Origin of the sequence: Stutzerimonas stutzeri (assembly GCF_038561965.1) — a bacterium.
GTDB lineage: Bacteria > Pseudomonadota > Gammaproteobacteria > Pseudomonadales > Pseudomonadaceae > Stutzerimonas > Stutzerimonas stutzeri_AA.
The window spans coordinates 2,128,604-2,153,937 of sequence record NZ_CP139348.1; the positions used below are offsets into that span (position 1 = coordinate 2,128,604).

Sequence of the window (25,334 nt, forward strand, 5' to 3'; positions counted from 1 at the left end):
GACGACTTTGTTCACAGGCGCCATGTCAGACGCAGGCCCGCTTCTCGCGGCGGGCTGTAGACGGTGACGAATCCGTTCTGGTAGCCCACCGCGTCGTAGCGCTGATCGGTCGCGTTGTCGGCGTAGGCCGCGATTTCCCAGTTGCCGCGTTGGTAACCAGCTACCAGGTTCACCAGGCCGTAGCCGTTGCGTTCATACCCGTTGGCCGCATCGAGGTAGACCTTGCTGCTGCCGGTCACGCTGGCTTGTGCATACCAGCCTTCGGGCGCGTCGTAGCGGATGCCGAGGTGGCCGGTGAGATCCGGCGCGAACGGGTTCTGGTTGCCGTCATAGTCCGCCTCGCCATCGCGAAAGTGATCGAAGCGCGTGTGGTTCCAGGCCAGCCCGCCCTTGAGCTGCCAGCCGCCACCGAGGAGATAGTCCACATCCAGCTCGAGACCTTTGGATGTCGCCGTGGCAGCGCTGGTGATGTACATCACGCCGACGGTGGGCATCTGCATGACCTGCATGTCATCGATGTCCATGAGGTAGGCGGCCAGCGAATAGCGAATGCGCTTGTCAAGAAGCCAGCCCTTGAGACCGGTTTCATACGACCAGTTCTTCTCCGTGTCGTAAGGCAGATAACCCAGCGTCGGCGCCAGCACATTGAAGCCGCCAGTGCGCACGCCACGACTGGCACTCACATACCATTGGTGATTGGCGGTTATCTGGTGTTGCAGCGCGAGCCTGGGTGAAACGTGTGTCCAGCCTTTTTCATGGCTCGTAGCCCCTTGCGGACGTAGCTGCACCTCGTTGCGCTCGACGCGCGCTCCGGCGTCTATGGACCAGTCGGCCGACAGGGGGACGTTCCAGTGGGTGAACAGTGCAGCGGTATCGCTCTGCTGATCCGCGCGAATGTCCGACAGCCCCATCATGGTCTTGCTGGTACTGTGCAGATCGTTGTCGCTGCGATCCGCGTAGACACCAGCCAGCCAACTGGCCTCCCCGAGCTGTCCCTCCACACGGAACTCCTGGGAGAGTGTGCGCAGGTGATGGTCGCGCCCGACGTGCAGAACATCGGCTGGCATGAAGTCAGTGTCCTGCTGAATCCTGTCCTTGAACTCGTTCCAGGCCGTTACCGAATGCAACCGCAGGCCGGAGGCAAATTCATGCTGGACATTGAAGGACAAGGTCTGGCCCTCAGAACGGTTCCAGCTCGGCGTTCCGGACGCGACTCGCTTCCTTGGCGCGCCGGGCGAGCCCCACAGGGAGGCGCCATCGTCGTACTCCTGATGCGCATAGCGCATGACCACATCCGTTGCGGCCCCCGGGGCCCAGCGCAGCCCCAGGTTCAGGTTCTTCTGCTCACGATCGTCCGCCTTGTGCCCCGTGTGGGTGTTGTCGATGAAGCCGTCCTGGCTCGACCAGTTGCCCGATACGCTGCCGTACAACCGCTCTTCCACCAAAGGCTGGCTGAGCGCAAACCGCATGACACGCTTGTTCCGGCTGCCCGCTTCGGCAGACACGCTGGCTCTCGGGGTCGCGTCCATCGGCAGGCTGTGGATGGCAATCACACCGGCCTCGGCATTACGGCCATACAGCGTAGATTGCGGGCCGCGAATGACCTCGATGCGATCGAGATCCAGCATGCCACTCTCGAATCCCTGGGCTGTCAGCGTGGGAACGCCATCGACCAGCAACAACGTTGAACTGGAGAAGCTGTTGAAGTTGGCCGTCAGCCCCCGCATGACGGGTGAATTCATACCTGCTTGCCCGAACGGCTGGAATGACAGACCAGGAATGCGTCCTTCCAGTTGTTTGAGGCTAGTGATGCCTGACTGCTCGGCGTCCCAGCCATCGATCACCGCCACGCTGGCGGGCACCCTTTCCAGCGGCCGCTCGATTTTCTCGGCTGTGACGGTGATTTCCGGTAGCGTCGTGGAGTCAGGCGAAGCCGCGGAGCCTGGCGCAGCAAACGCCAACTGTGGCCCTGGTACAAAGGCACAGATCAAAGCTGTAGCCATCATCATCGGTTGACCGCGCATATCATGCGTACTCCCGTAAGCTGCGCTCGGGAGTCGACTGCCCCGGCCCAGCGGGACAAATGCCCGAGGTGCCCAGCTCGCGGGCTTCCTCGGTTAGCGCTTTTTTATCGATCTTTCCCGCCGGTGTCAGAGGCAGAGCGCGGTAGAAGCGTAGGTACTCGGGGAGCTTGTTCACCTCCAGTCCCAGTTCGCGCAGGAAGTCGGTGATCGCTTTCAGGGAAAACTTCGCTGCACCCTCGCGCAAGGTGACGCAAAGGCACACCCGCTGCCCGAGATCATCATCGGGAACAGGAATGCACGCAACGGTCACGACATCGGGATGCGCCATGACCAGGCCTTCAATCTGGGTCGGGCTGATATTGGCGCCCCCACGGATGATGACGTCCTTCTTGCGACCGGCTAGGACCAGATAACCCTTGTCGTTGATGTAGCCCAGATCTCCGGTCTTCACCCAGCCTTGCGGGTCGCGGTAACGCTCGTCCAGCTCCGGCGCGTTGACGTACTGCATTGGAGTCAATGGCCCGCGGGCGGTGATTTCGCCAACCTCGCCTTGCCGGACCTCCCGGCCTTCGTCGTCCACCAGACGAATCGCGCAGACCGCCGGATTGGGCTTGCCGACGCTGGTCAGCACAACTTCGATGGGGTCGTCCAGGGTGTTATGGCAGTTCACGCCGTCGGCGGAACCGTAGAGGCTGATGAAGCCGCAGCCAAACGCATCACGGCATTTGCGCACGGTGGCCTCGTCGATGACCGAGCCGCCGACGATCAAACCACGCAGGCTGGATTTGTCGATGCTCTCCAACGCCGGTTGAGCGGCGATGCGTTGCAGCATGGTGGGTACGCCGAGAATGAAGCCCGGCCGAAATGCCGCAATCGCCTTGATGGCTTCATCCACGTCGAACTTGGGCAATACGACCAGCGAACCACCCAGCCAGCACAACACACCGAAGGTGGCAGTGGAGCCGAAGGACGAACCCAGCGGAACGAGGTACATGCCGCGAAAATCTTCGCCATCGGACGCGATGCGCTGCAGGAAGCGCCCGCGACCACCAACCAACGCATTGTGCGAGTACGCCACCAGCTTGGGCTCCGACTCGGTGCCTGAAGACACCAGCAGACGCACCGGCGAGTTCGGGCACACCCTGGGTAGGCTGGCGAGATCCAGCGGCTCGGTGCTCATCAGCTCATCGAGCGTAATCCATCCTTCGCGAGGCTTGCCCTGAACAATCAGGCGGCGCATGGATAGCAGGGTGGGGCGCAGTGACTCGATAACCTCGCACAGATCGATGCCTTCGTACGCTTGCGGGACGATCACCGCTCGCGCGTCGCAGCGGCGAACCAGCGATTGGATATCCAGCTTGCCGCGTCCCGGAGGGAAGGGGGCGACGATGGCACCGAGCGCTGCCACTGCCAGGTCGATTGCGCAGCACAACCAGTGGTTGGTGAGCTGGTAAGCCACCACGTCGCCGGCCACGATCCCCGAATCACGCAGGCTGTGAGCCATCCGCAGGGCTGCATCGAGGAGCTCGCCGTAGGTCACGTCACCTTGCGGCGACAGCACGGCCTTCTTGTCGGGATGCGCTTCGGCTTTGGCGGCAAACAGCGTGAATACGGGCTGGTTCGGGTAGGTACCGTCCTGCACCCAACGTTGGCGTTCCTCAGCAGGAACCAGGTCGATGATGCCAGCGTTGTTCATAGGAACCTCCAGGGGGCGTTGACAGAGAAGTAAGACTTGCGAGTGAGGCATTCAGAGATGCGGGTGTCGGCGGCGAGCTGCTTGAGGTCTTCGATGACTACACAGGCGCCGATGCCCCGTTCGTTCAGCACCGTTTCCCATTCCGAAGCGGGTCGCTTGCGTAAGCGCTCCGCCAGCGTCTGCTGGCAGGTATCCGCAGTGGCAGGAATGTCCAGCAACATGGCCAGCGACTGGAACTGATCTGGGTGTTGGCAGTCGATGGCGATCAGTCCCGATAGCGTGGGATACACGCCGGACAAGATGCCCCTCGACGCCTTGCCGCTGCTGTGCATCAGCAGATCGGCGGCGCCCAGCAATGAGCTCTCGACATAAGTACCCGTGCCCGTGACTGCTCGATTGAGCAACGCGGCCGTCACACCCAGTGCCGCGATCGCGCCGCCCAGCACATCCAACACGGTGAACAGCGAGCCGCCGCGGATGCCGGATTGACGTGCAATGGCGGCGGACACACCCGACCAGGCCTGGACGGTGAAGTCGGTACCCGGGGCATTGACGGGAGCCCGGCCCCAGCCTCCCGCATAGGCGTAAACGAGATGTGGCTGAACCCTGCGCAGATGTTCAGCATCCAGTTGCATTTCATGGGCCTTGCCGGGCGCCCAGTTGTGCAGAAAGACATCCGCATCGCGGGCGAGCTCGTAGACCAACTGCCGCCCATGGGCGGATTTGATATCGACTTCGTGAACGGATTTGAGGTGGTTCAGCGCGTCAAAGCGCACCGAACAGCCTTCGGCGCAGGGCGGCATGGCTCGCAACGGATCGCCACCCGGCGGCTCCAGCCGAATGACTTCGGCGCCCAGCGATGCCAGCAGATGCCCGGCCAGCGGTCCCTGAATGCGTCGACAGGATTCGATGACGCGCATCCCCTGTAGCGGCAGCAGTGACGGAAATGCGGTGTCTCGATGCCTTTCGGGGGACGGCGGGAAAGACTCGAACTGCCATGGCGTAGCCAGTGACTGCCGGTAATCGGGGTCCTCGCGGCGTTGCGCATCGGTGCGGACGGGCACGACCGCAACACCCGCTTGCGCTGCCAATTGTTGGATCTTTGCGTAACGCAGGCGGGCGAGCGCCGTGAGACAGGCGGCAGGTAGAGGCGACACGGCCCTCGCGTAGCGAAGCAGAAAACCTTTCCAGGCCGTACCGGCCAATTCCGATTCAATGCCGACGGCGGTCCAAAAGCTTCGCCACGGTGTGCTGTCGAGCGTTTCCAGCTCGAATGTGATGCCGTCAGCGGAACGAAATGGCGGCCTCAAATGCGGATCGGAGCCGCCCGGCAGGAACGCCTCACGATCTTCTGGTGCCGTGGCGCCTGCCAGATACTGCCCGATACTGAGCAGCCCGCATCCCAGTGGAGAAAGCTGAACCTGATCAAATGCACCGCCACGCAGCTGCCCCACGGCTGCGGCCAGCGTTCCGTGCAGCGTCATGACGGCGGTAAGTGTCGAAAGATAATCCACGCCCAGCGGTTGGGCCCTACCGCTAGCACGGCCGTGCACCGACATAAGACCGCTGCCCGCCTGCAGCAGCAGCTCCGAGAGGTGTCGATTTGGCAGCCAGCCGGCTGGTGAGGCGAAGTGGGCCTGAATAGGAGAAATAGCCGGATGCTGCAGCTGGAATGCGGCTCCTTCCATATCCACAGGCGGCGAGATTGCGAGCGGGCAAATGCCCAATAATCTGGCCTGTTCCGTCAGGCTAAGTTGCAGTTCATTCCAATTCGGCGGAAACGAAGTGGATGAATGCAGCAGGGAAAATTCATTTAAGAGTGTCGGCATATTCAAAACCGAGAGACAAAAGCGTTGCACTTGCCCCTGGATTTGAATCGCCAGGGGTCATTCTTTCAGCGGTGTCCGGAGGTGCGAGTCAGCCACCGGCGACGGCAGGCAGCACGGTCAAACTGTCACCGGCCTTGAGTGGCGTGTTGAGCCCATCTGAGAAGCGGATGTCGTCTTCGTTGACGTAGATATTGACGAAACGATGCACATGTTCCGCACTGACCAGCCGGGCCTTAAGGCCAGGGAACTGGTGTTCAAGGTTCTCGATGGCCTCTGCCACCGAGTTGCCTTGGGTAAAAACTGTCTTTTCCCCATTGGTCAGCGGGCGCAGCAATGTGGGAACGATCACTGAAATCGACATGTAGAACTCCTTTTGCCTCTAGCTGTGGCTGAGGCATTGCTGATTGAAATATTGGAAAGTCGCTATTCCACAATGGAGATACTTTCTTCGATGACTTTTCCACGAAGTATCCGGAAACAACGGGCGGGCTCTCGGGCGTTCTCCCATGTGGACACAATCAGGTGATGCGCTTCCGGATAGCCCGCATACTCGATGTCCTCCCTGCTCGGATAGGCTTCACTCGCGGTATGAGAGTGGTAGATGACCCGTTGGAACTCGTTGCGATCATCCAGAGATCGGAACACCTGGAATTGCTCCTGCGAGTCGAGCCGAAAGAAGGTTTGTGATGCCGCCTGGTTGCGCATTGGGATTACTCTTGTCGCTAACTGGGCTTCCAGTGAAGACGCCACGATTCCACAGGTTTCAAGTGGGTGATCGCGACGTGCTTGAGCCAGAACCTGCCCCAGCGCCTGACGCTTGATAAGCAATGCCATCTTCTAGGCCTCCTATCAGTAGCTAGGCAGAGAAGAGTCCACGTCCTTCACCCAGGCCAAAACGCCACCTTCGAGGTTGCGAACATTGCGCATGCCCAGGTTTAGCAACTCGGCGGTCACGTCGGCAGAGCGCCGCCCGGACTTGCAGACGATCACCAGGTTGGCATCTGCCCCGTATCGCTCGCGCAGTGTCTGCGCTGCGGTGGGCGATTTGGTCACCAAGATTGCGCCCGGAATACGGACGATGTCCCACTCGGTGGGCTCGCGCACGTCTATCAGCACAGGCACCTCGTCCTGATCCATCCGCTTCTTGAGTTCCGTTACGCTGATCCCTGGCACGGCGTCCGCCGTGTCACCTTTGGGCAACCCCAGACCGCAGAACACCTGATAGTCCTCGGCCAGGTCGGTGATCGGTTGTCGATTTGGCAGGCGGCGCACAGGAAGCTCCCGATAGCGCATATCCAAAGCGTCGTACACCACCAGCCGACCCAGTAGTGGCTCGCCGATGCCCGTGATCAGCTTGACCGCCTCGGTGGCCATGATCGATGCGATGGATGCGCAAAGAATGCCGAACACACCGCCCTCGGAGCACGAGGGGGCCATCTCGGGCGGCGGAGGCTCCGGATACAGGTCGCGGTAGTTCAGGCCCAGGTCGTTCGGGGCGTTTTCCCAGAACACGGACGCCTGCCCTTCGAAACGGAATATCGAGCCCCACACATAGGGTTTGTTGGCCAGCACGCAGGCGTCGTTGACCAAGTAACGGGTTGCGAAGTTGTCGGTACCGTCCATGATCAGGTCGTAGCGCGAAAACAGCTCGATCGCCATGTCCCGTTCCAGGCGATCGGTATAGGTTTCGACCTGGACAAAGGGATTTAGTCGCGCAATGGCTTTCTTTGCACTGTCCACCTTGAGCTCGCCCACGGTATCCACCCCGTGGATGACCTGGCGCTGAAGGTTGGAGTCGTCAACCCGATCAAAGTCGATTATCCCGATGGTGCCCACACCTGCTGCAGCTAGATAGAGCAGAGTCGGAGAGCCAAGACCGCCGGCGCCGATGACCAACACCTTGGCGTTCTTCAACCGACGCTGCCCGATCATGCCCACATCGGGTATCAGTAGGTGGCGGCTGTAACGGTTGATCTCGGCGCGGCTCAGTTCCCCAGCCGGCGCCACCAGCGCTGATAGTGGCATATCGCTTATCCTGTTTGATTTCAATGGTAACGATAATCATTATCGTTCGTGGTGATGACTATAGCAATTGCCGTTGGCTGTTCTTTCATATGACGTGAGCATGAAAAACTATGCAAAAGGACCGCGCATTTCAGGCCATTGTCCGAAGGGGCATGGCCGGTCACTTCAGCCTTCAAACCCGCTCGTGCTCGAGTATCGACTGTGCCGAAGATTCCACCTTTTCCCGCACCCGACAGGCGAGCGCGAAGGAAAGCAGCAGCGCCAGGGTCATTGCCAGGAGCATGCCGGTGTAGCCCACCCGGTCGAGCAACACCCCGGCGGCGATCGGCACCGCCAGTCGCGCAACGGTGAACATGGTGGTTTGCAGGGCATAGTCCGACGCGTTGCGCCGATTTCGGGTGAAGAACATGGTCAACCCGAACATCAGCGCCGAGATGGCGCCCATGCTGGCTGCCACGCAGAGGGCGCTGGCAATCAGCCATGCCGCCCCCAGTTGGGCCCAGACGCTGAACGTCAAAAGTGCCAGCGCGCCCAGCGCCGCCAGCAGGTACCAGGCAATGGCCCGTGCTATGCCCAACATTTGCACTAGCTGTCCGCCGAGCAGGCTGAACAGTGCGCCTGCGGTGCCGCCGACGATGCCAACGATGAAGGCCACGCGCTCTAGCTGCATGCCCATGTCCAACAATAAAGGTTTGAGGTACAGCCACGTCGCGCCGAGGAAGGGGAAACTGGTCAGCAGCAGCAATGTCCATTGCCGCGCCCCTGGCTGGTGGAAGAAGCTTGCCCAGTCCGCCATCACGCCCGGTGGAGGATCTGTAGTCTCGCGCGGCTCGGCCTGCTCGGGCAGTGCGGCGTGTCTACGCAACAGCAGGAAGGGCAGGGCGCCAATCAGCAGTCCGACCCCTAGCAGCCAGAAGGGGGCCTGCCAGCCCACGCGCGCCTGCACCATGATCATGACGCCGCCGCCAACAATGGCGCCTACGAACAGCGCTGCGGAACGGATGCTGCCGGCGCGCAACTGTTCACTACGCGGCAACCACTGCACCGCTAGCGCATTTAGCGGAATGTCGGCCCACGTGGCGGCAATGCTGATGGCGAAGGTCAGCGCGAACAGCATTATGCGATCGCCGATCAGATTATGCCGTCCGATTAGCCAGTACAGCGCCAGTAGTAGCGCACAGAGCAACAGCAACCAGTGCACGAAATGTCCGCGCCCGAGGCGCACACGCTGCACCGGCACAGCCAACAGGAATTTGAATATCGCCGGCAGCGCGGCAAGCTGGAACAACCCGATCTCTGCGCCGCTCCAGCCATGCTGGCGCATTACAAGTGGCATGCCGAGCATCAAGTAGATGCTGGGTACCGCCAGCACCAGATTCATCCAGCCGAACAACAGTTGCAGACCTACCACTCGCGACTTGGTCATGAGAGGTTTTCCTCTTTGCGGGCGAGCAGGCCAGCGACGGAAGCGAACGGAAAACAGACGTCATCCCGTTGCTCGACCTCCTGTACCAGATCGCCGCTGCGCGCACTCAGACGGTCGGGAAGTCCGACGCTTTCGATGGGCTGCTGCGCCACGACGGCGGCGGCCGGGCACTCGAACCCTACACCGGACACTTCCAGCTTCGGCTTCGCCAGTGCGACCGCCACCAAGCCGGGCATGCCGTCCATGTTCAGTGTCCGTCCTATCGGCGAAAACACGGGCTGTCGAGGAAGAATCTCACAGGACACGTCGGCCCTGACCGCCTGCACCTGAGCCATCTTCACCCGGGCGGTATCGGCCCATCCCTGCCGCCGTCCAGCAGGAGCGGGTGAGACCGGACACGGCCTGCCATCGCGCAGCGGCTCGGTCAGCTGCGTCGGCCAACACGATTGCAGCGCGTGCGGTCGAGCAAGGAGAGAAGGGAACGGCAGTGTTTCGACAGGGTTTGGCTTCGTGGGTAGTCGTCCAGTTCCTCTCGGGCGTGCAGTGCCTGGCCTGTAAGACATTGATTTTCCGTATTTTTAGTTGGGTGTTTGGTCGCCAATGACTGGCCATCGGTAAAATGATGCATTATAGTAATGAGAACCATTAGCATTTTTTGTATGCGAGAAACACAGATTGATATGCGCGACATTCGGGGGGCTAACGGACTGGAGGTGAGAGGTGAGCGCACACAAGAGCTGCTACCGGCTGACAATGGAAGAACCACGCATCCGCAGCGTCCTGAGCGATGGCAAGACTCGGCTGCAGCTGCCCGACGAGATTGGCCAATGCTTCCAGGATTTTGTCGAACTTGAACCAGGCCTCGGTCTTGGCAGGCTGCACTATCGTCCGACTGTGCCGCTGATCGAGGAAACGAGCGGACCGCATGAAGGTCGGGTCATGGTCATCACCGTTGGGATGAAAGGCCGCTCCTGCTACGACGGGCAGGATGTCACCAGCCTGGAATTCCAGAAGGGCTACACCACCATCTCCTCGTTCCAGGGTATTCCCGGTGAGCGGCGCTACGAGGCGGACGTTACGGTTTCGCAACTGCGCGTGGTGGCGTATGAGCCGCTGATCTGCAAATACGTGGGCCCGGAGCGGGCGGCGGAGACGCTCGGTGGCAATCAGCTCAGCCGTCTGGCGTATCGCGCCAGCACGCCAGCGACAATGGCCCATGCCAACGCGTTGATCAGCCACCTGTTGCCTTGTAGTCGTCCGCTCTCGCGGCTGGACCTGCACATCCACACCCTTAGCCTGCTCAACGAACAGCTCAGCCTGCTGGCGCCGCAGCACGGTGCAGTTTCATCGCCGTTTTCGCCAGCGGACATCGACCGTATCGAGCAGGCACGGCAGATGATGGATGAGCACCTCGACAAGCCCCTGACGCTCGACTATCTAGCCACCATCGTCGGCATCAACAAGAACAAGCTCAAGGACGGCATGATCTACCTGTACAACGCCACGCCGGCGGAGCTGCTGCTGGAATTGCGCATGACCAAGGCTCTCGCGCTGCTGGAAACCGGGCTGCGGGTTTCCCAGGTCGCCTGGATGGTAGGCTACAAATACCCCAACAATTTCACCGTCGCCTTTACTCGCTACCACGGCAAATCGCCGAAAGCCTTGTTCGGCAAGCGACTACTGGAGCCGTAAGCTACCTCGGTGCGCCCGTGATCGATGACGGGCGCTCCAGCCTAATGTACTGAATGATGCATCCCTCCCGCCGCTGTCGAGAACGACAGCGGCGAAAATCATGTACTGGGCTGGCGGCCTGTGCGGCGTATCGTCGGCGACCTCGCCAAAAGCGGTCGGTTGTCAAACTTCATAATCAGCGGCTATCGGGCTCCGGCCTTGTAAATGCTCGGATAAAACCGTAGGTACCTCTGGGTAGTCCATCTCTGCTGTCTCGATATCCTTCTACTCAGCGTCAGCATCGGCGCACATCTACCAGAGCCTATTCGGTCTTGCGTCGGAGCATTCGGAAGAAGGTCGTTCGCGATATGGGCTTGACTGTGTATTTGATGTCGATTTTCGCTTCACGCCCTGTTCCACCTGAGAAAGTGAGGATCTCGAGCGCACGCTGATCATCACCACATAAATGTCGTCGTTATGCGCAGAGGTTGGTTGTAAATGCGGCCATGGAGTTCGACCAGGTTCAGCGCATCACCTAACTCCGAAAAAAGCTCAGATGTCGTAGTGAAGCTCACCGTTAGCTTGGGCGCTCGCGCTCACACCGAACAGGTACAAGGGCCCTTCTTCCAGAGGGTCGTACGCCAGCATGTCTAGGCCCGAGCGACCGAAGCGAGCCTGGGACTTGCTGTGCTTGTGCAGCACGTTGTCATACACCTGACGCGCTCGGTAGGAGCTGGCAAAGCGTTTATTCGGCTCCGCTAGGGTGTTGACGAGCCGGAGCGTTCAAAGAGGATGACTTTTCCAGTTGCGTGAGGTAGTCATTCGCTTCGCTCTGGCCACCTTTTGAGGCGCTTTGCAACCAGGCACGAGCGGCTTGAAGGTCTTTTCTGACTCCTCGCCCTTCCGCCAGCGCGAGCCCATAGTGATAGCGTGCCAGACTGACGTACGCAACATCGTCGGGCCGCTCTGCGCCGCGTCTCATGAGCGATGCGGCTTTCGCCAGGTCTACATCCACACCTGCGCCGGATTCGTACATCTGGGCAAGCCAAATCATCGAATACACATCGTTCCAGCGCTCGACACAATCTTCGAAAATCTTGATCGCCGACTCGTGATCACCCGTCTTTTCAGCGGCATAGCCGTAGAGGCATTTGATGCGTCTATCGCTATCCACAAAGCTCTCATAGCTCAGATCACTGGTCTGAGCGTGCGTAACTGGTATCGCGAGGACCAAACTTAGTAGAGGGAAATGTTTTGCCATCATGGTTTCGCCTCGCTGAGGACGTTGGAGAGCAATGGCCCCGCGTTCGGTCGATAAGCCAGATAGCCGATCTTCACGCCCAGCACTGGATCGGTTGGTGTGGCGTTCGCCAAAGCTGCGAAGCAGTCAAGGGCAGGCAACCCGCTCTCAGGTGATGAAATGACATGGGCGACTCCTGTGGAGTTGCCGTCAGCATAGGAACCCCGTCGCTATGGCGAAATATGCAAAAAGTGCCAGGCGCTGCATACCAATGTAGTAGTCCGGCACCAAGTCCAGGGCAAGCCTGCCCTTTCACGCCGTCCAGACTCGATAAAACCCGCGGTAAACGCGAAGCTTTTGGTATCCGGTTGGGGGCGGTCAAGAAATAGAAAATTTGCCCCAGAGGCCTTGCGATATGCCGATACCGGCTTTCGTAGGATCAGTTTCACAGGATTTGAACGACCAACGCAGCAGATAATTGCCGGGCTGCTCGGGGTAGCAGCGAATACGGGTTTCAACCGTGGGGCTAGCATCGGCTTGTGTCACTTTGTCCAGCCGGGCGAAGGTTCGGGATCGAAGTCCTCGAGTGCTCCCAATTGTGCTGCCCCTGCTAGAGCATCGCGGCGATTAAATTGCCCAAAAACGCAGTTTGACCGTTTTTACGGCTTGTTGGGATGGACGTTCTTATCAGCTACGAGCACGCGCACGCCAGTACCTTCGGATTGGTATTGATAAGGGCATGCCATTGGTGGGTAAAACGCAGGCGTGCACCCTTGCATGTCAGGTTTGCAAGTTCATGAAGTGCAAGCGGGGGCCCGTCTGGCGAGGCGAATGAGTTTAGCCCCGGCTGCGCTTCTACTCGCTCGAGACACGGCAAAAAGCCTCGACGGCAAATCGGATCGCGATTCACGACACGTCAAGGACCTGGGATATCTTTTGCCCCCGCGCATGGGCGAGTTCTTATGTCCAACGCGAGAGGGCGAAGAGCGAGGCGCAAACAGAGATGTGCCTGCGTATGGGAGCTGGCTGGGAGGGCTATAACTCGGTTTGCACCTGGTCAAGCACCCACTGCGGTTGCTGCATTACCGCAAAGTGCCCTCCCTCGATCATCCGCAGGCTGAACCCCTCGCCGCTGATCCGCTCCCAACTCAGCAGCGACTCATAGCGCACCTGTTGGTCGCTGATCGCGCCGAAGACCAGCACCGGGATACTCAGGGGCTGGAGATGTCGATGCTGGTAATTGAGGATCAGCTTCAGGTCGGCCTGCAGCACCGGCACCGCGAGATCCATCATCGCCTTGCTCTGCAGCACCTCTGGCGGGGTGCCGGCGAGGTTGCCTAGGTAATCGCGCAGAGCCTGATCGTTTAGCGCCGGCAGACCCGCGCAGGCCGGCAGCCAGTCCGGGCTCTGGCGCGAGGACACCAGCAGCTGCACGGGTGGCCTTTCGCCTTTGGCCAGCAACACACGAGCGGTTTCATATGCGAGCAGTGCGCCCAGGCTATGACCGAAGAGGATAAGCGGTTTGTTCGGCAGGGCGCGACACTGCTCGGCGAAGGCCTCGGCCAGTTGCGCCAGCGACTCGGCGAACGGCTCGCGCAAGCGCCGGCTGCGGCCGGGCAGTTCGACGGCATACAGCTCGCAAAGGCCTTGGGCGGCCTTTTTCCACGGGAAAAAACTCTGCGCGCTGCCGCCGGCGCAATGGAAACAGACCAGGCTCACTGGTGCCGCCGCATCGGCCAGCCACTGCACCAGGGCTGAAGGGGCACCGGGTTTCATTGCAGCATGTCCAGTTCCTCGGCGAGATAGAGCTGGCGCATCTTCGCGCGCTGGATTTTGCCGCTGGTCGTCTTGTGAATGCTGGTCGGCTGCACGAAGACGATGCGGTTGAGGGTGATGCCATGACTGTCCACCACCGCGCTACGCACCACGGCCTTGAGCTGGCGGCAATTGTCCTGCAGGCGGCGCTTGAGTTCACGATTCAGTTCGATGGCTGCGACGATGGTCTGGCGCTGCTGGTCGTCGTCATGGCTGAACACTGCGCAGCTTTGCGCCCGCAAGTCGCTCAGCGCCTCGATCACAGTGTGCTCGATGTCCTCCGGGTGCAGATTGCGTCCCTCGCAGATGATCAGATCCTTGAGCCGGCCGCAAATGTACAGCTGCTGGCTCTGCGGCTCGACAAAGCCCAGGTCGCCGGTGCGCAGGTAGGTCTGCGCACTGCCGTCGGCGAGTTGCGCGCCAAAGCCGGCTTCGGTGGCGGCTGGGTTCTGCCAGTAACCCTGGGCGACGGCCGGCCCCCGCAACCATATCTCGCCAATGCACCCCGACTCGCAGCGCTGCTCGCTCGCGGGGTCGATAATCGCCACCTGCGCTTCCCAGGAAGGTTCGCCGCAACCGACCAGTTCCTTTACTGCCGAAGGATCGCGGGGCGGTACCACCCGCTGCTCCATGGCCAGCGTCAGGGGGTCGGCCAGCAGTGAGTGCACAGGCCGGCCATGAGGCCCGCCGGAGACGAACAGCGTGGCTTCCGCCAGGCCATAGCAGGGCAGAAAGGCCGTCGCTCGAAAGCCATGGTCGGCGTAGCGCCGGGCAAAGCGCGCAAGGCTGGTCGGACGCACCACGTCCGCGCCGTTGAGCGCGTGGGACCAGCTCGACAGGTCGAGGCCCTCAAGGCGCTCGGCATCGTAACGCTCGGCGGCGAGGTTGTAGGCAAAGTTCGGCCCACCGGCCAGTCGCGCCTTGTAACGGGCGATGGCTTGCAGCCAGATCAGCGGCTGCCGGACAAAGGTCGAAGGCGCCATGACCACCGTGTGGTTACCCAGCACGATAGGCAGCAACTGGCCGAGGATCAGCCCCATATCGTGATGGTGGGGCTGCCAGGTGACGAAATCGCAGGTGTGATCCAAAGCCCAGGAGTCGCGCATCATCCGCAGGTTGGCGGTGATATTGGCGTGGCTGACCATCACCCCCTTGGGGGCTGAAGTGGAGCCCGAAGTGTACTGCAGGAAAGCGAGGCGCTGTGGGTCACTTTCCAAGGTTGGCGAGCAATGCGGATCATCATCGCACGCCGTGGTGGGGCAGGCCATCGGAAGACTTGCCGCCGGGCTGTCGGCAAAGGCCTGCCGCAGCATCGCCTGCTCGCTTCCGGCGACCAGCAACAGGCGACTGCCACTGTCGTCGAGAATCGTCAGGCAGCGCTCGATGCGCCGCCGCGTCGGCAAATTGATTGGCACGGCAATTCGCTTGCACATCAGGCAGGCGAGAAAGCTGGCGATGAATTCCAAGCCCTGCGGGAAGAACAGCGCAACGCGCTCGCCCGGCTGACTCAGGGTCTGCAGCTGACGGGCAATAGCGCTGGCCCGGCCAAGCAGCTGCCGGTAGGTCAATCGCTCCTGTTCGCCGCCGTTGTCGTCGAGCAGCGTGAACAGCACCTTATCCGGGTGGGCCCAGGCGCGTAGGGCGAGGCTGTCGTGGATGGCCAGCGAACCGGTGGCGGAGGCCAGTTCCTGGGTGCTCAGGCAGGTCTTGTTAAACATTGGCAGGCTTCTCGCAGGCGGCTTGGGCAGCGATTTCGGCTATGGCGGTGGCCAGCTCGGCGATGCTCGGGTATTCGAAAATCAGCGTCGGTGACAGCCGCAGCCCGAACTGCTCTTCCAGGTTGCCGATCAGTCGAGTGCCGGTCAGCGAACCGACACCCAAGGCGCCAAGGGGGGCTTGCAGATCGATGTCCTCGACCGGCAGATCTGCCTCTTTGCAGATGAAGTCGCTGATGTGCGTTTGTAGAGTCTCGACCAGGGTCATGAGCTTTTCCTTGTGGGGGCTTCTGGCGTAGCGGACGTGGGGCAGAGCAATTCGAGCAACTGCGCCGCGGGTAATGGAATGGGCAGGGTCGGCGCGTGCAGCTGGCGCCACTGATTAAACAGCCATAGCGAGGCGTCGCCCGGCATTTGCGCGTCAAGCAATGCACCCTGGAGACGCACGTGCAGCTCGCGTCGGACCTCACCATCGGCGGGCGCCGTGGCGCTGATCAGCGGTGCGGAAAATGATGCTACGATGGCTTGCAGGCCGGGCCAGTCATTGCCGCCGGCACTCAGGTAAAAGGTCTGCAAGGCCTCGCTCTGCTCACTCACGGCGCGGTCGAGGACGTAGCCGGGAGAGCGACTGGCCAGCTCCGGAAAACGCCAGTCTGTTAGCAGGCCGTGGTCGAGCCGCCCCAGCCCCGCGAGCTGTCGCTGGCGTCCGACAGGCACCGCGGCCTCGGCGCTGAGTAGAAACACGGCGCCGGGCATGACGAAATCAACGCCCAGATCGAACATGGCCCGGGCGCTGGCGGGGGTCCCGATCAGACCGCTGGCGCCAATCAATGGGCGCTGTGTCTGTGGCAGTTGCTCGCGGCGGGCCAGCGCTTCTAGCAGCAGGGGCAGTTGCCGGTCCGCGGCGATCACCAGGGCATTGGCGCCGGCCAGACTTGCGTCGAGCGCGGCGTCATGATCGAGCCGGGCCAGCCAGTGCACCGTCGGCCAGCGCTTGCGCAGGGCCGACCATTGATCCGCCGCCAGGCTGCTGGCGGCAAACTCGATGCAGCGCACGCCAAGCTCGGCGACCCACGCCAGCCGCGCGGCGCCGCTCAGGCTGACGCCAAAACGACCGCTTAGTACGGGGTTGTGTTTCAGGCGCTCAAGGGTGCTACGCAGCTGTTCGTCGTCCAGCCCTCGGCTGTCGAGCAGACCTATGGCGCCGTGACGTGCCAGTTCGGCGAGCAGCGCTTCGCCGCCGTGCTCGGGGAGCAGGGCAGCGACCAGTAGCGATCGCGCGCCGCCCTGGGGCTGCTTCGGTATGGCCGGCGGAGCATGCTCGCGAATATCCTTGAGCATGTCGCCGAGAATCGCCGGCTGACCGACTTCGACGAAGTCCTCGACGCCCTCGGCCAGCAATCGCTCCAGGACCTGCTGCCATTGCACCGGATGGGTCAGGTGCCTGGATAGCGCCTCGACCAGTTGCTCGCGGCGATGAGGACGGGCGTCGAGATTGGCGATTACCGGGAAGGCCGGCGCGCGAAACTGGCCGCTCAGTTCCTGGAGAAAGGCCCGGAACGGTGTCTCTGCAGCCTGCATATGAGACGTATGGAAAGGCCCGCTGACCTTGAGCGTCAGGGCGCGAATGCCTTGACTGGCGCAATGCGCCAGCAGCCGCTCGAGGGCCAGATGGCTGCCGCCGACAATGATCTGTCGCGGGCTGTTGATATTGGCGATAGCCAGACCCAGGTCCGGCAACTCATCAAGCAGTTGCCGGACTTGGTCATGGTCACGGCCGAGTACCGCCATCAGCCCACCACCCTCGACCTGCGCCATCAACCGCGCCCGCTCGATTACGATGCGCAGGCCCAGAGCGAAGTCCAGTACACCGGCAGCGGTCAGCGCGGCATACTCGCCGACACTGTGACCGGCCGCCATGCTCGCCGCTTCGCCGTTTTCGCGCGCGGCCAGATAGCCTAGCCAGGACACCACGTAGATCGCCGGCTGGGTGTAGAGGGTCAGGTTCAACTGCTGCTCCGGATCCTCCAGGCACAAACGTTCAATGGAATAGCCAAGGATCCTGTCGGCCTCGGCGACCTGTTCGGGAAAGCGCGCAAACAACGCCGCGCCCATGCCCTTGCGCTGGCTGCCCTGGCCCTGAAACAACCAGGCCTTCATGCGCTCACCCGGATGCCGCGCATTTCCAGGCCGTCGAGGCGCAGTGCACAGCGGCCATCGGCATTGCACAGGCTGACAGCGAACAGCGCGCCCTGGCGAACCATGTCCAGATGCCGCGCGCCCGGTAGCGCTGCGGGATCGAGGAGAAGCTGGCGAATGCGCCAGGGCAGACTGGTGCCGGTCGCCGGATCGAGCAGCGCCTGGGCGGCGCTGAAGCTGCTCAACAGCGCGGCCCAGAACGGCAGATCCTCAACGCCCTGGCACGCCAGAGCCAGGCTGGCGTGCAGGCCGTCCGGGGTGCTGCGCACCCCTTGCAGGCCGCGCCCGCTCACGCTGTAGCGCAGGCCCTGATCGGCCAGGCCGGTATAAAACGCCTTGGCCGACAGCGTGATTGCGCCGATCTCGGCTTGCAGGGCCTGCGGCGACTGGCTGAGCGCGGCACTTTCAATCTGCAGCAGCACCTGCTCGCCCAGGCTGGCCTGCCAGTGCCGGCCGGCCTGGGTAAACCGCATGGCTTCGCCGGTTGTCAGCGTCTGCGGCGGGCCGAAGCGCATATCCAGCCAGCTCAGTACGGCGTTCGGCTGTTGACGCAACGCCTGACCAATCAACCCGGCCAGCGCCATGGGCGAGCCGGGCAAGGCCGCGCCGGGTTCCCAGCACGCCAGCCAGGCCTGGGCTGGCGCAGGCGCGGCGCGGCTGGCGGCCGCCACGCCAGCCGCCGGGGTATACCAGACGCGCTCCAGGCGCCATGGATAGGCCGGCAGCGGAATCTTGCCAGGGCGCGGTTCGTCGCCATACAGACTCGACCAGCTCGGGCTGGGAACCTTGCTGCCGGCCCAGTGCACGGCCCACTGCGCCAGGTGTTCGGCGTCGGCCCGCTGCGGGTTGCTGGCCGGCGCGGCGACGGCTTGCCCGGCGCCGCTGCAGAACAGCGACTGGGTACTGTCGAGGCACGGGTCAAGATAGTCGCGCAGGCCGTCGAACAACTTTTCGCGACTGTCTGCCACAAAGGCCAGTCGCTGGGCCATGGCGGCGCGCCCTTCCAGCAGGCTGCGGGCAATGGCGGCGAGGCTGGCAGCGGCCAGTTGGCTGGCCGGCAGGGCGCCGAAACTCTCCAGGCGTGGTTCGGCCGGCGCGTCCAGCCGCGCTGCGGCGACCAGCCGCTCGACCACTTCTTCCAGGCTGAGCGCGCCCCGCCAGGCGTCGATCGGCGCGTCCAGATGCTCGGCCGCCAGGGCCTGCTCCAGGCAACCGACAAAATAATCGGCATCGACGTTCAGGTCGGCCAGTCGGGTGGGCTCGGCGTCCAGGCCGAGCAGATCGCGCAATCGCTCCAGCAGCGCCTGACGCAAGGGCGCCGCGCGGCTCGGTGCCGGTTCGCCAAAGGCTTCGAGCAATTGCCGGGCGCGGGCGCGCAGGCCGCCTTCATCCCTGGCCGAAAGCAGAATCAAATAAGGCTGCCGGACAGGCGCAGGCGCGGTTTCCGGCGCCGTATCGGCGGCCTGCAGCACCACATGGGCATTGACCCCGCCAAAGCCGAAGGCGCTGACGCCGGCCAGCAGCGGTTCTCCGGGACTGACCGTCAGCGGTGCGCTGCCGGTGGGCAGATAGAAGGGGCTGCCCTCCAGGTTGATCTGCGGGTTGAGGCTGGCATGGTGCAGATTGCCGACCCGTTGCCGGTGTTGCAGACACAGCAGGCTCTTGATCACCGAGGCAATCCCGGCGGCGGCCTCCAGATGGCCAATCTGGCTTTTCAGCGCGCCCAGGGCGATGGGCGCGCCGCTGCCCACGGGCAGCGCCTTTTTCAAGGCATTGATTTCAACCGGATCACCCAGGGGGGTGCCGGTGCCATGGGTTTCAATCAGGCACGCCTGGCGCGGCGAATAGCCGGAGTGCTGCCAGGCACGTTCGATCACTTCGCTCTGTGCTTTGGGGTTGGGTGCGGTAAAGCTGTGGGCGCGCCCGCCGTGGTTCTGCGCACTGGCGCAGACCTGGCCATAAATGAAATCACCATTGGCGCGGGCCACTTCCAGCGGCGCGAGCACCAGGGCGGCGACGCCTTCGCCGCGCACATACCCATCGGCGCTGGCGGCGAAGGTCTGACAGTGCCCGGCATGACTGAGCATGCCTGCCTTGGCGAAGGCGATAAACAGCTCCGGACCGAGAAGCAGATTGACTCCACCGGCTATTGCAAGGTCACACTCGTCGGCTTGCAAAGCTTGGCTGGCACGGTGCACGGCCACCAGCGAACTTGAGCATGCGGTGTCGATGCTCTCGCTGGGACCGTGCAGGTCAAGGCAGTACGATACCCGGTTGGCTATGGCTGTCAGGGCAATGCCAGTGCCACGCCAGGGATCGATGGGCACCGCATCGCGCCGCAGCAGCGTCGGGTAATCGGCATGACCGACTCCGACAAAAACCCCGACCCGACGTTCGGTCAATTGCGTGGGGTCATAGCCGGCGTCTTCCAAGGCGGCCCAGGCGGCTTGCAGAAACAGCCGTTGCTGCGGGTCCATGCTCTGTGCTTCGCGGGGCAGGATGCCGAAGAAGCGCCCGTCGAAGCAGTCGACATTCTCGATGAACCCGCCGCGCTGGCAGTAGCTGGTGTCTTCGCCGGCGTTCAGCTCGCTGTCGTAGTCGCGCCAGTTCCAGCGCTCGGCAGGCACCTGGCCGACCGCATCGCGACCGTCGCGCAGCAGGCACCAGAATGCATGCAGATCGGCAGCGCCGGGAAAGCGTCCGGACATGCCGACCACTGCCAGCGGTTCGGCATTCAGAGTTGGCATGCGCTGCGCTCCAGTGGACCATCCGTCTGTGCCCGGGCGCGCTGGCGACCCTGGCGCAGTTCCTTAGCTAGGTAGTGCATGTAGGTTGGGCCGTGCATTTCGTAGTTGTTGCGCGGGGTGGCCAGAAACTCGCGCTCAATGACCTTGCGCTCTGCTGCGATATGCGCGCGCTCGCGGGCGGCCGAGGGACGCTGGTAGTCGCCAGCAAAGTAGTCGGCGGCCAGCTCGGCCTGGCGCTCCATCATGTCGAGAAAGCCCCAGGTCACCGCCTGGAATAGGCCAATAAAGGCCAGGTTCGGTACATCGGGAAGGAAAATCCGCTGGAACAACGGAATGCGGTTTTCTTTTACCTGCAACAGGTCCGGCGGCAGAAACGGAAAGTCGGTGTGGTAGCCGGTGGCGTAGATCACCGCATCCACCTCCAGCCGACTGCCGTCGACAAAGTGCACGGTATTGCCCTCGATACGCTGTACCTGCGGCACCACCTTGAGCTTGCCATCGCCGACCCGGTTGCCGAAATTTTCCGACAGGGTCGGCAGGCTCGACATCATCAGGTGGTCGGGCTTGGGCATGCCCAGTTGCTTGCGCTTGGCAATCAGCAGCTTGTACAGGCCCGTGAACATCAGCCCGCTCAGCGGATAGGGCAGGATCTTCCTCACCCACCAGTCGTTCAGATGCCCCATGACCTTGTCGATGCGAAACCCGAACAGGTAATGCGGCAGCACATATACTCCGCGGCGCAGGGAAAGATAGGTCATGCGTGCGTCATGGCTGACATCCACCGCGATCTGCGCGCCGCTGTTGCCGACACCGACCACCATCACCCGCTTGTCCTGATAGGAATGGCGGTAGCGGTACTGCTGGGAGTGAATGCTGTCGATCCCGGCCGTGGCGGCGTAGTCCGGCAGGTTCGGGGTGTTGTGATGGCCGTTGGCGACCACCAGGGCGTCGTAATGGCGGACTTCGCCGGAAGCCAGGGTGACCCGCCAGACGCCGTCCGGAAGCCGTTCGGTGTGCCGCACCGGGCAGTCCAGATGGATCGAGTCGCGCAGCTCGAAGTGCTCGACAAAGCTTTCCAGGTAAGCGTGCACCTGGCGGTGCGAGGGAAAGTCCGGATAGTGCTGCGGCATCGGGAAGTCGCTGAACTGATACAGGCCCTTGGGCGTGTTCATGTTCATGCTGTGCCATACCGAAGTGTGCTGGCCCGTATCGTCGAAGGCCCAGATCCCGCCGATGCGGTCACGCTTGTCGAAGCAATCAAACTCGATGCCCTTGCGCTTCAACGCACGGGCCATGCACAGGCCACCGACGCCGGCGCCGATGATGCAGACCATCGGGCCACGGCCCTGCAGCGGACGAATGCTGGCCACGCCCGGTTCGGCGAGGTGCGACGGGTTGAGGCGAGTGTGCTCGGTCACAGGTTCAGTCCTTTTTTTTTAGCCTGGGTCAGGCTGGCCAGAAAGTCGGCGGTGCGGGTATCGCCCAGACGCAGGTTGTGCTCGGCGCAGTCCTGCAGAACGCCGTCGATGCCACGGGCCAGAGCCCGGCGCAGGTTGGCGATGATCAGATCGATGGCCTCGCGGTCGATGTTCAGCGGCGGCAGGTAGCGCAGGCAGTTGTTGTAGATCGGGCAGACCGCGGCGGCGACGCCGCCTTCGGGATCGCGCAGCAGGCTGCCCCAGAGCAGGTAGCCGAAGCTGCGCTCGACAAACGTCGGGGTGCCGGCCAGATCCAGTTCGACAGTCAGCAACAGGCCCTCGCCGCGCACTTCTCGGATCAGCGGGAAGTCGCGCTGTACTTCCTGCAGGCGCTGCTTGAAATAGCCACCCTGGCTGCGCACCTGTTCCAGCGCGGCATCGCGTTCCAGGGCCTGCAGGCAGTTGAGGGCGATATGCGCGCTCAACTGGGCAATGCCGCGTTCCTGCAGATCGCCCAGGCGCTCGGGCTGGCGCTGCGCCGCCCGTTGCGCCAGGGCATCGTGGTGGAGCACCACGCCCATGGGCAGCAGGCTGTCGCACAGCGCGCTGCCGAGGGCGATGATATCCGGCCTTGGCACCTGCGCCTGGCTATGCAAAAACCTGCCGCTGACCAGATTGGTCTGGGTTTCATCAATGCCCACCAGATAGCCGCCCGCCTCGCGATGGCGTTCGATCAGGGCGATCAGCTCAGGCGGAATCGGCCGCGAGGCGTTGGCATCGACCTGGATCGTCTCGAACCAGACCATGGCGATCTCGCCGCCAAGCAGATGCGCCTGTAACTGCGCCTCGGCATCGCTGGCCGTCGGGTCGACAAACACCGTGTGGGCGTGCAGCGGCTCGAAGGGCTGGCGGAAGATGTCGAACTCCTCGTTGCGCGAGGCTGCCGCACTGAGCATGGAAAAACCCAGTCCACCGCTGAAGCACAGCAACTTGCGACGCTCACCGCGGGCGGCCAGCAGGCCAAGGGTCAGTGCCGCCTCCACGGCGGTGACATTGCTCGACGCCGGCAGCGCCAGCGGCAGGCCGGTCGTTCCCGCCAGCAGATTTTGCAGTTCGCTCCAGTAGTCGCGGCTGGCGTCATGCTGGAGAGCGACCTGTTCGATCACATCCGCAGGGTTCAGGCCGCGCGGGCAGGTGCCGACATTGACGAAGCAGTCGATGATTTCCCGCGAGGGCTGGCCATCCTCCACCAGCCGCGAACGCACACCGCGGGCTTCGTGGAAGCGCCCGTGAAAGCCATGCATGCGGGCGATCTTCGCGTAGCCGCTGTTGCCGTAGCGCAGATGCGCCTGATAGGTCGCCTCGCTGCTGGCGGCGATGCGTCGCAACTGACGCTGCTCATCGGTGCCAAGGCCTGCGGCGAAATGCTCCATCAGGTGCTCGACGGCCAGCCTGAAGGGCAGGCCGAAATTGCTCATCACATGGCGCACATAGCTTTCATTGGGGGTCATCAGCCAGGGATTCTTCACCCGACCATGCACCAGGCAGGCGCCCAGCGGCGTTTGGAAACCGCCCAGGCCTTCACCGAAGACGATCAGGTCGGGGCTTTCGCGAAGCTCCAGCAAGGGCCAAGCCCCGGGTTGCCGACAATGCTCGACGACAATGCTGAGAATGCCGCTGCCGGCCAGTCCGCTGATGCAGGCATCGAAGGCTGCGGGCGTGGCATCACGGGCCTCGATACAGGCCACCGCCGCCAGTTGCTCGGGACCACTGCCGGCCAGATACGCACGGGCCTCGGCCAGGCTGGCGACCACCTGTACGCCGGGCACCAAGGCGCTGGCGTCCTTGCATTGCAAGGGGTCGAAATAACGCGCCCAGTAACCGCTGGCGTCGATCAGCAGCAGCCTGCCCTCGCCACCGGGCGTGCGATTGCGCGCATGATGGCGGGCCAGGCGCAGCGCCGCGTCGAGGGATTCCTCCAGGGAAGTCATGAAGTAACTGCGGTACTCCCCCGGCTCGTGCTTGCCGCGCCGGCTCACATGGTTGAGCAGCAGTGCGGTTTGCGCCGCCGGGGCGGACAGGATGGCGCAGTGGCCCTGCTCGCCCTGGCGAACATAGTCTTCGAGGGTTTCCAGCGTCTGTGCGGTGGCCGGCTGGAACACTCGCGGACGCGCGCGAGGCGGACTGTCGGGGCTTGGCAGACTCTGCAGAAATTCCAGCAGCAATTCGTTATAGCGCTGGTGGTGAGTGAAGCCGAGCAGATGCCCGGCACCCGCCACTTCGATCAATTCGGCGTGGGGCACCGCCGCAGCGATCAGCGCCGAATAGGCCGGCGGCTGATAGGCGTCCTCACTGCCGCAGATGATCCGGCAGGGGCACTGCACGCGGGCCAGGAGCGGGCGCAGGTCGAAGTCGCCGATGACCTGCTGGTAGGCCGGCAGGGCTGCCATGTTCCAGCCGCGATTGAGGGTCATGAAACGCGGGCTTTTCTGCAGCTCGCCCATCAACACCGGGAAGTTCGAGGCCCCTTCGCTGAATGGCGAGCTGACGCTGAGGCACAGCCCCGCGCAGCGCTCTGGGTGCGCCAGGGCAAAGGCCTGCGCCAGCACGCCGCCAAAGGAATAGCCGATCACCGGCAGCGCCTGGCGGATGCCCAACTCGTCGAGCAGCGCGGCGGTATCGGCCACCAGATGCCCGATATCGAAGGTTTGCGGCAGTTCGGCCTCACCGCAACCGGGCAGGTGGAACATGATCAGCCGATGCTCCTGGCCCAGGGCCTGCATTTGCAGGCGCCACATCACGTCGTACTGCATCACCAGCCCGCCCAGCAACAGCACGGGCGTGCCGCTGCCATAGGTGGCGCACTCCAGGCGCGAACGATCAGGGCGCTGGATCTGTATCCGGCTGGCCAGGCGGCAGATCGCCAGCTGCTCGTCGAGCAGGGCCTGGGGAGGTTCCTCGACGCCGATATCCGGCGTGGCGGGCACTGGCCTGGGCGCCGCGTGTTCATGGCGCTGCCACAGGGCTTCGATGCTCAGGGCGGTGCCGGAGCTGGGCGCTTTCGGCGTAGGCGTGGACGTGGACGTGGGCAGCGTGGGCGCGACGATGGCAAGCGGCGTGGGCGGCGTGACCACCGCAGCCGGAGCGGGTTCGCTGTCGCCATAGTGCGCCAGCAACGGCGTCTTGTGATTGGCCAGCAGATAGCCGCAAAAGCTCTGCAGGTCCTGGAACTCGAAAAATACCGTAGGCGGAACGCTGATGCCGAAGCGTTTGCTGAACAGCGTGCCGATCTCGGTAGAGGCGATGGAGTCGAGCCCGTAGTCCATCAGCGCGCGTGTCGGCGAGAAGTCCTCGGGGTCGATCTTCAGCACGTCCAGCAGCAACTGGCGCAGATCGGCAAGCAGACGCGGCTCCAGCGCCGGCGCAGGCGAGTTCAGGCTGTCCAGCAATTGCAGGGCCTGACTGGCGCTCAGCGCGCTGGCGCCCGCGTCGCCGGCAAAGGGCAGGCGAGTGGATTGATTCATGGTCA

18 protein-coding genes are annotated in these 25,334 nt (G+C 62.9%); 1 reads left to right on the forward strand and 17 read right to left on the reverse strand.

The window, feature by feature from the left end; genetic code table 11:
* Positions 1-11: 11 nt before the first annotated feature.
* From SM130_RS09850 to SM130_RS09885, 8 genes are all read right to left on the reverse strand, one after another.
* The gene (locus tag SM130_RS09850) at positions 12-2,003 is read right to left on the reverse strand and encodes a TonB-dependent receptor (RefSeq protein ID WP_342369136.1); all 1,992 of its coding nucleotides are present in this window, start codon (positions 2,001-2,003) and stop codon (positions 12-14) included.
* A gap of 22 nt (positions 2,004-2,025) precedes the next feature.
* The gene (locus SM130_RS09855) at positions 2,026-3,720 is read right to left on the reverse strand and encodes a class I adenylate-forming enzyme family protein (RefSeq protein WP_256044989.1); all 1,695 of its coding nucleotides are present in this window, start codon (positions 3,718-3,720) and stop codon (positions 2,026-2,028) included.
* Complete coding sequence (locus tag SM130_RS09860; protein ID WP_256044988.1) at positions 3,717-5,549, reverse strand: CoA transferase; 1,833 nt, start codon at positions 5,547-5,549, stop codon at positions 3,717-3,719. Before SM130_RS09860 ends, SM130_RS09855 begins: the two co-directional genes overlap by 4 nt.
* Positions 5,550-5,637: 88 nt before the next feature.
* A complete protein-coding gene (locus tag SM130_RS09865; RefSeq protein ID WP_256044987.1) occupies positions 5,638-5,910 on the reverse strand; it encodes a MoaD/ThiS family protein in 273 nt (90 codons plus the stop codon).
* 62 nt (positions 5,911-5,972) lie between these two features.
* Entirely contained in the window at positions 5,973-6,383 is a 411-nt protein-coding gene (locus tag SM130_RS09870; RefSeq protein WP_256044986.1) for a M67 family metallopeptidase, read from the reverse strand.
* Between the two features lie 15 nt (positions 6,384-6,398).
* Positions 6,399-7,574: a molybdopterin-synthase adenylyltransferase MoeB gene (gene moeB / locus SM130_RS09875; RefSeq protein WP_256044985.1), complete on the reverse strand. Its 1,176-nt coding sequence runs from the start codon at positions 7,572-7,574 to the stop codon at positions 6,399-6,401.
* Positions 7,575-7,746: 172 nt separating this feature from the next.
* Positions 7,747-9,000 carry an MFS transporter gene (locus tag SM130_RS09880; protein ID WP_342369137.1) on the reverse strand — a complete coding sequence of 418 codons (1,254 nt, stop codon included), beginning with the start codon at positions 8,998-9,000 and terminating at the stop codon, positions 7,747-7,749.
* Complete coding sequence (locus tag SM130_RS09885; protein ID WP_256045111.1) at positions 8,997-9,245, reverse strand: hypothetical protein; 249 nt, start codon at positions 9,243-9,245, stop codon at positions 8,997-8,999. Before SM130_RS09885 ends, SM130_RS09880 begins: the two co-directional genes overlap by 4 nt.
* A 475-nt stretch (positions 9,246-9,720) precedes the next feature.
* Here SM130_RS09885 and SM130_RS09890 point away from each other — a divergent pair, with 475 nt between their 5' ends.
* A complete protein-coding gene (locus SM130_RS09890; RefSeq protein WP_256045110.1) occupies positions 9,721-10,692 on the forward strand; it encodes a helix-turn-helix domain-containing protein in 972 nt (323 codons plus the stop codon).
* 531 nt (positions 10,693-11,223) lie between these two features.
* On the opposite strand, the gene SM130_RS09895 is transcribed toward SM130_RS09890, so the two are convergent.
* The 9 genes from SM130_RS09895 to SM130_RS09935 all read right to left on the reverse strand — a co-directional run bounded on the left by SM130_RS09895 (position 11,224) and on the right by SM130_RS09935 (position 25,329).
* Positions 11,224-11,385 carry a hypothetical protein gene (locus SM130_RS09895; RefSeq protein WP_256045109.1) on the reverse strand — a complete coding sequence of 54 codons (162 nt, stop codon included), beginning with the start codon at positions 11,383-11,385 and terminating at the stop codon, positions 11,224-11,226.
* A gap of 31 nt (positions 11,386-11,416) precedes the next feature.
* Complete coding sequence (locus SM130_RS09900) at positions 11,417-11,935, reverse strand: tetratricopeptide repeat protein (protein ID WP_256045108.1); 519 nt, start codon at positions 11,933-11,935, stop codon at positions 11,417-11,419.
* Positions 11,936-12,946: 1,011 nt separating this feature from the next.
* Positions 12,947-13,687: a thioesterase II family protein gene (locus SM130_RS09905; protein ID WP_256045107.1), complete on the reverse strand. Its 741-nt coding sequence runs from the start codon at positions 13,685-13,687 to the stop codon at positions 12,947-12,949.
* The gene (locus tag SM130_RS09910) at positions 13,684-15,444 is read right to left on the reverse strand and encodes a fatty acyl-AMP ligase (protein ID WP_256045106.1); all 1,761 of its coding nucleotides are present in this window, start codon (positions 15,442-15,444) and stop codon (positions 13,684-13,686) included. The genes SM130_RS09905 and SM130_RS09910 overlap by 4 nt, the downstream gene beginning before the upstream one ends.
* Complete coding sequence (locus SM130_RS09915; protein ID WP_256045105.1) at positions 15,437-15,709, reverse strand: acyl carrier protein; 273 nt, start codon at positions 15,707-15,709, stop codon at positions 15,437-15,439. The genes SM130_RS09910 and SM130_RS09915 overlap by 8 nt, the downstream gene beginning before the upstream one ends.
* A complete protein-coding gene (locus tag SM130_RS09920) occupies positions 15,706-17,601 on the reverse strand; it encodes an acyltransferase domain-containing protein (protein ID WP_256045104.1) in 1,896 nt (631 codons plus the stop codon). The genes SM130_RS09915 and SM130_RS09920 overlap by 4 nt, the downstream gene beginning before the upstream one ends.
* Positions 17,598-20,387 carry a beta-ketoacyl synthase N-terminal-like domain-containing protein gene (locus tag SM130_RS09925; protein WP_256045103.1) on the reverse strand — a complete coding sequence of 930 codons (2,790 nt, stop codon included), beginning with the start codon at positions 20,385-20,387 and terminating at the stop codon, positions 17,598-17,600. Before SM130_RS09925 ends, SM130_RS09920 begins: the two co-directional genes overlap by 4 nt.
* Positions 20,375-21,805: a flavin-containing monooxygenase gene (locus SM130_RS09930; RefSeq protein WP_256045102.1), complete on the reverse strand. Its 1,431-nt coding sequence runs from the start codon at positions 21,803-21,805 to the stop codon at positions 20,375-20,377. Before SM130_RS09930 ends, SM130_RS09925 begins: the two co-directional genes overlap by 13 nt.
* Entirely contained in the window at positions 21,802-25,329 is a 3,528-nt protein-coding gene (locus SM130_RS09935) for an alpha/beta fold hydrolase (RefSeq protein ID WP_256045101.1), read from the reverse strand. The genes SM130_RS09930 and SM130_RS09935 overlap by 4 nt, the downstream gene beginning before the upstream one ends.
* Positions 25,330-25,334: the final 5 nt, after the last annotated feature.

Excerpts from the sequence above, each read along its gene's own strand:
- SM130_RS09855 (WP_256044989.1), bottom strand. The coding sequence starts at position 3,720 with ATGAACAACGCTGGCATCATCGACCTGGTTCCTGCTGAGGAACGCCAA.
- SM130_RS09870 (WP_256044986.1), bottom strand. The coding sequence starts at position 6,383 with ATGGCATTGCTTATCAAGCGTCAGGCGCTGGGGCAGGTTCTGGCTCAA.
- SM130_RS09850 (WP_342369136.1), bottom strand. The coding sequence starts at position 2,003 with ATGGCTACAGCTTTGATCTGTGCCTTTGTACCAGGGCCACAGTTGGCG.
- SM130_RS09925 (WP_256045103.1), bottom strand. The coding sequence starts at position 20,387 with ATGCCAACTCTGAATGCCGAACCGCTGGCAGTGGTCGGCATGTCCGGA.
- SM130_RS09915 (WP_256045105.1), bottom strand. The coding sequence starts at position 15,709 with ATGACCCTGGTCGAGACTCTACAAACGCACATCAGCGACTTCATCTGC.
- SM130_RS09900 (WP_256045108.1), bottom strand. The coding sequence starts at position 11,935 with ATGATGGCAAAACATTTCCCTCTACTAAGTTTGGTCCTCGCGATACCA.
- SM130_RS09905 (WP_256045107.1), bottom strand. The coding sequence starts at position 13,687 with ATGAAACCCGGTGCCCCTTCAGCCCTGGTGCAGTGGCTGGCCGATGCG.
- SM130_RS09920 (WP_256045104.1), bottom strand. The coding sequence starts at position 17,601 with ATGAAGGCCTGGTTGTTTCAGGGCCAGGGCAGCCAGCGCAAGGGCATG.
- SM130_RS09910 (WP_256045106.1), bottom strand. The coding sequence starts at position 15,444 with ATGTTTAACAAGACCTGCCTGAGCACCCAGGAACTGGCCTCCGCCACC.
- SM130_RS09865 (WP_256044987.1), bottom strand. The coding sequence starts at position 5,910 with ATGTCGATTTCAGTGATCGTTCCCACATTGCTGCGCCCGCTGACCAAT.
- moeB (WP_256044985.1), bottom strand. The coding sequence starts at position 7,574 with ATGCCACTATCAGCGCTGGTGGCGCCGGCTGGGGAACTGAGCCGCGCC.
- SM130_RS09885 (WP_256045111.1), bottom strand. The coding sequence starts at position 9,245 with ATGGACGGCATGCCCGGCTTGGTGGCGGTCGCACTGGCGAAGCCGAAG.
- SM130_RS09860 (WP_256044988.1), bottom strand. The coding sequence starts at position 5,549 with ATGCCGACACTCTTAAATGAATTTTCCCTGCTGCATTCATCCACTTCG.
- SM130_RS09880 (WP_342369137.1), bottom strand. The coding sequence starts at position 9,000 with ATGACCAAGTCGCGAGTGGTAGGTCTGCAACTGTTGTTCGGCTGGATG.
- SM130_RS09935 (WP_256045101.1), bottom strand. The coding sequence starts at position 25,329 with ATGAATCAATCCACTCGCCTGCCCTTTGCCGGCGACGCGGGCGCCAGC.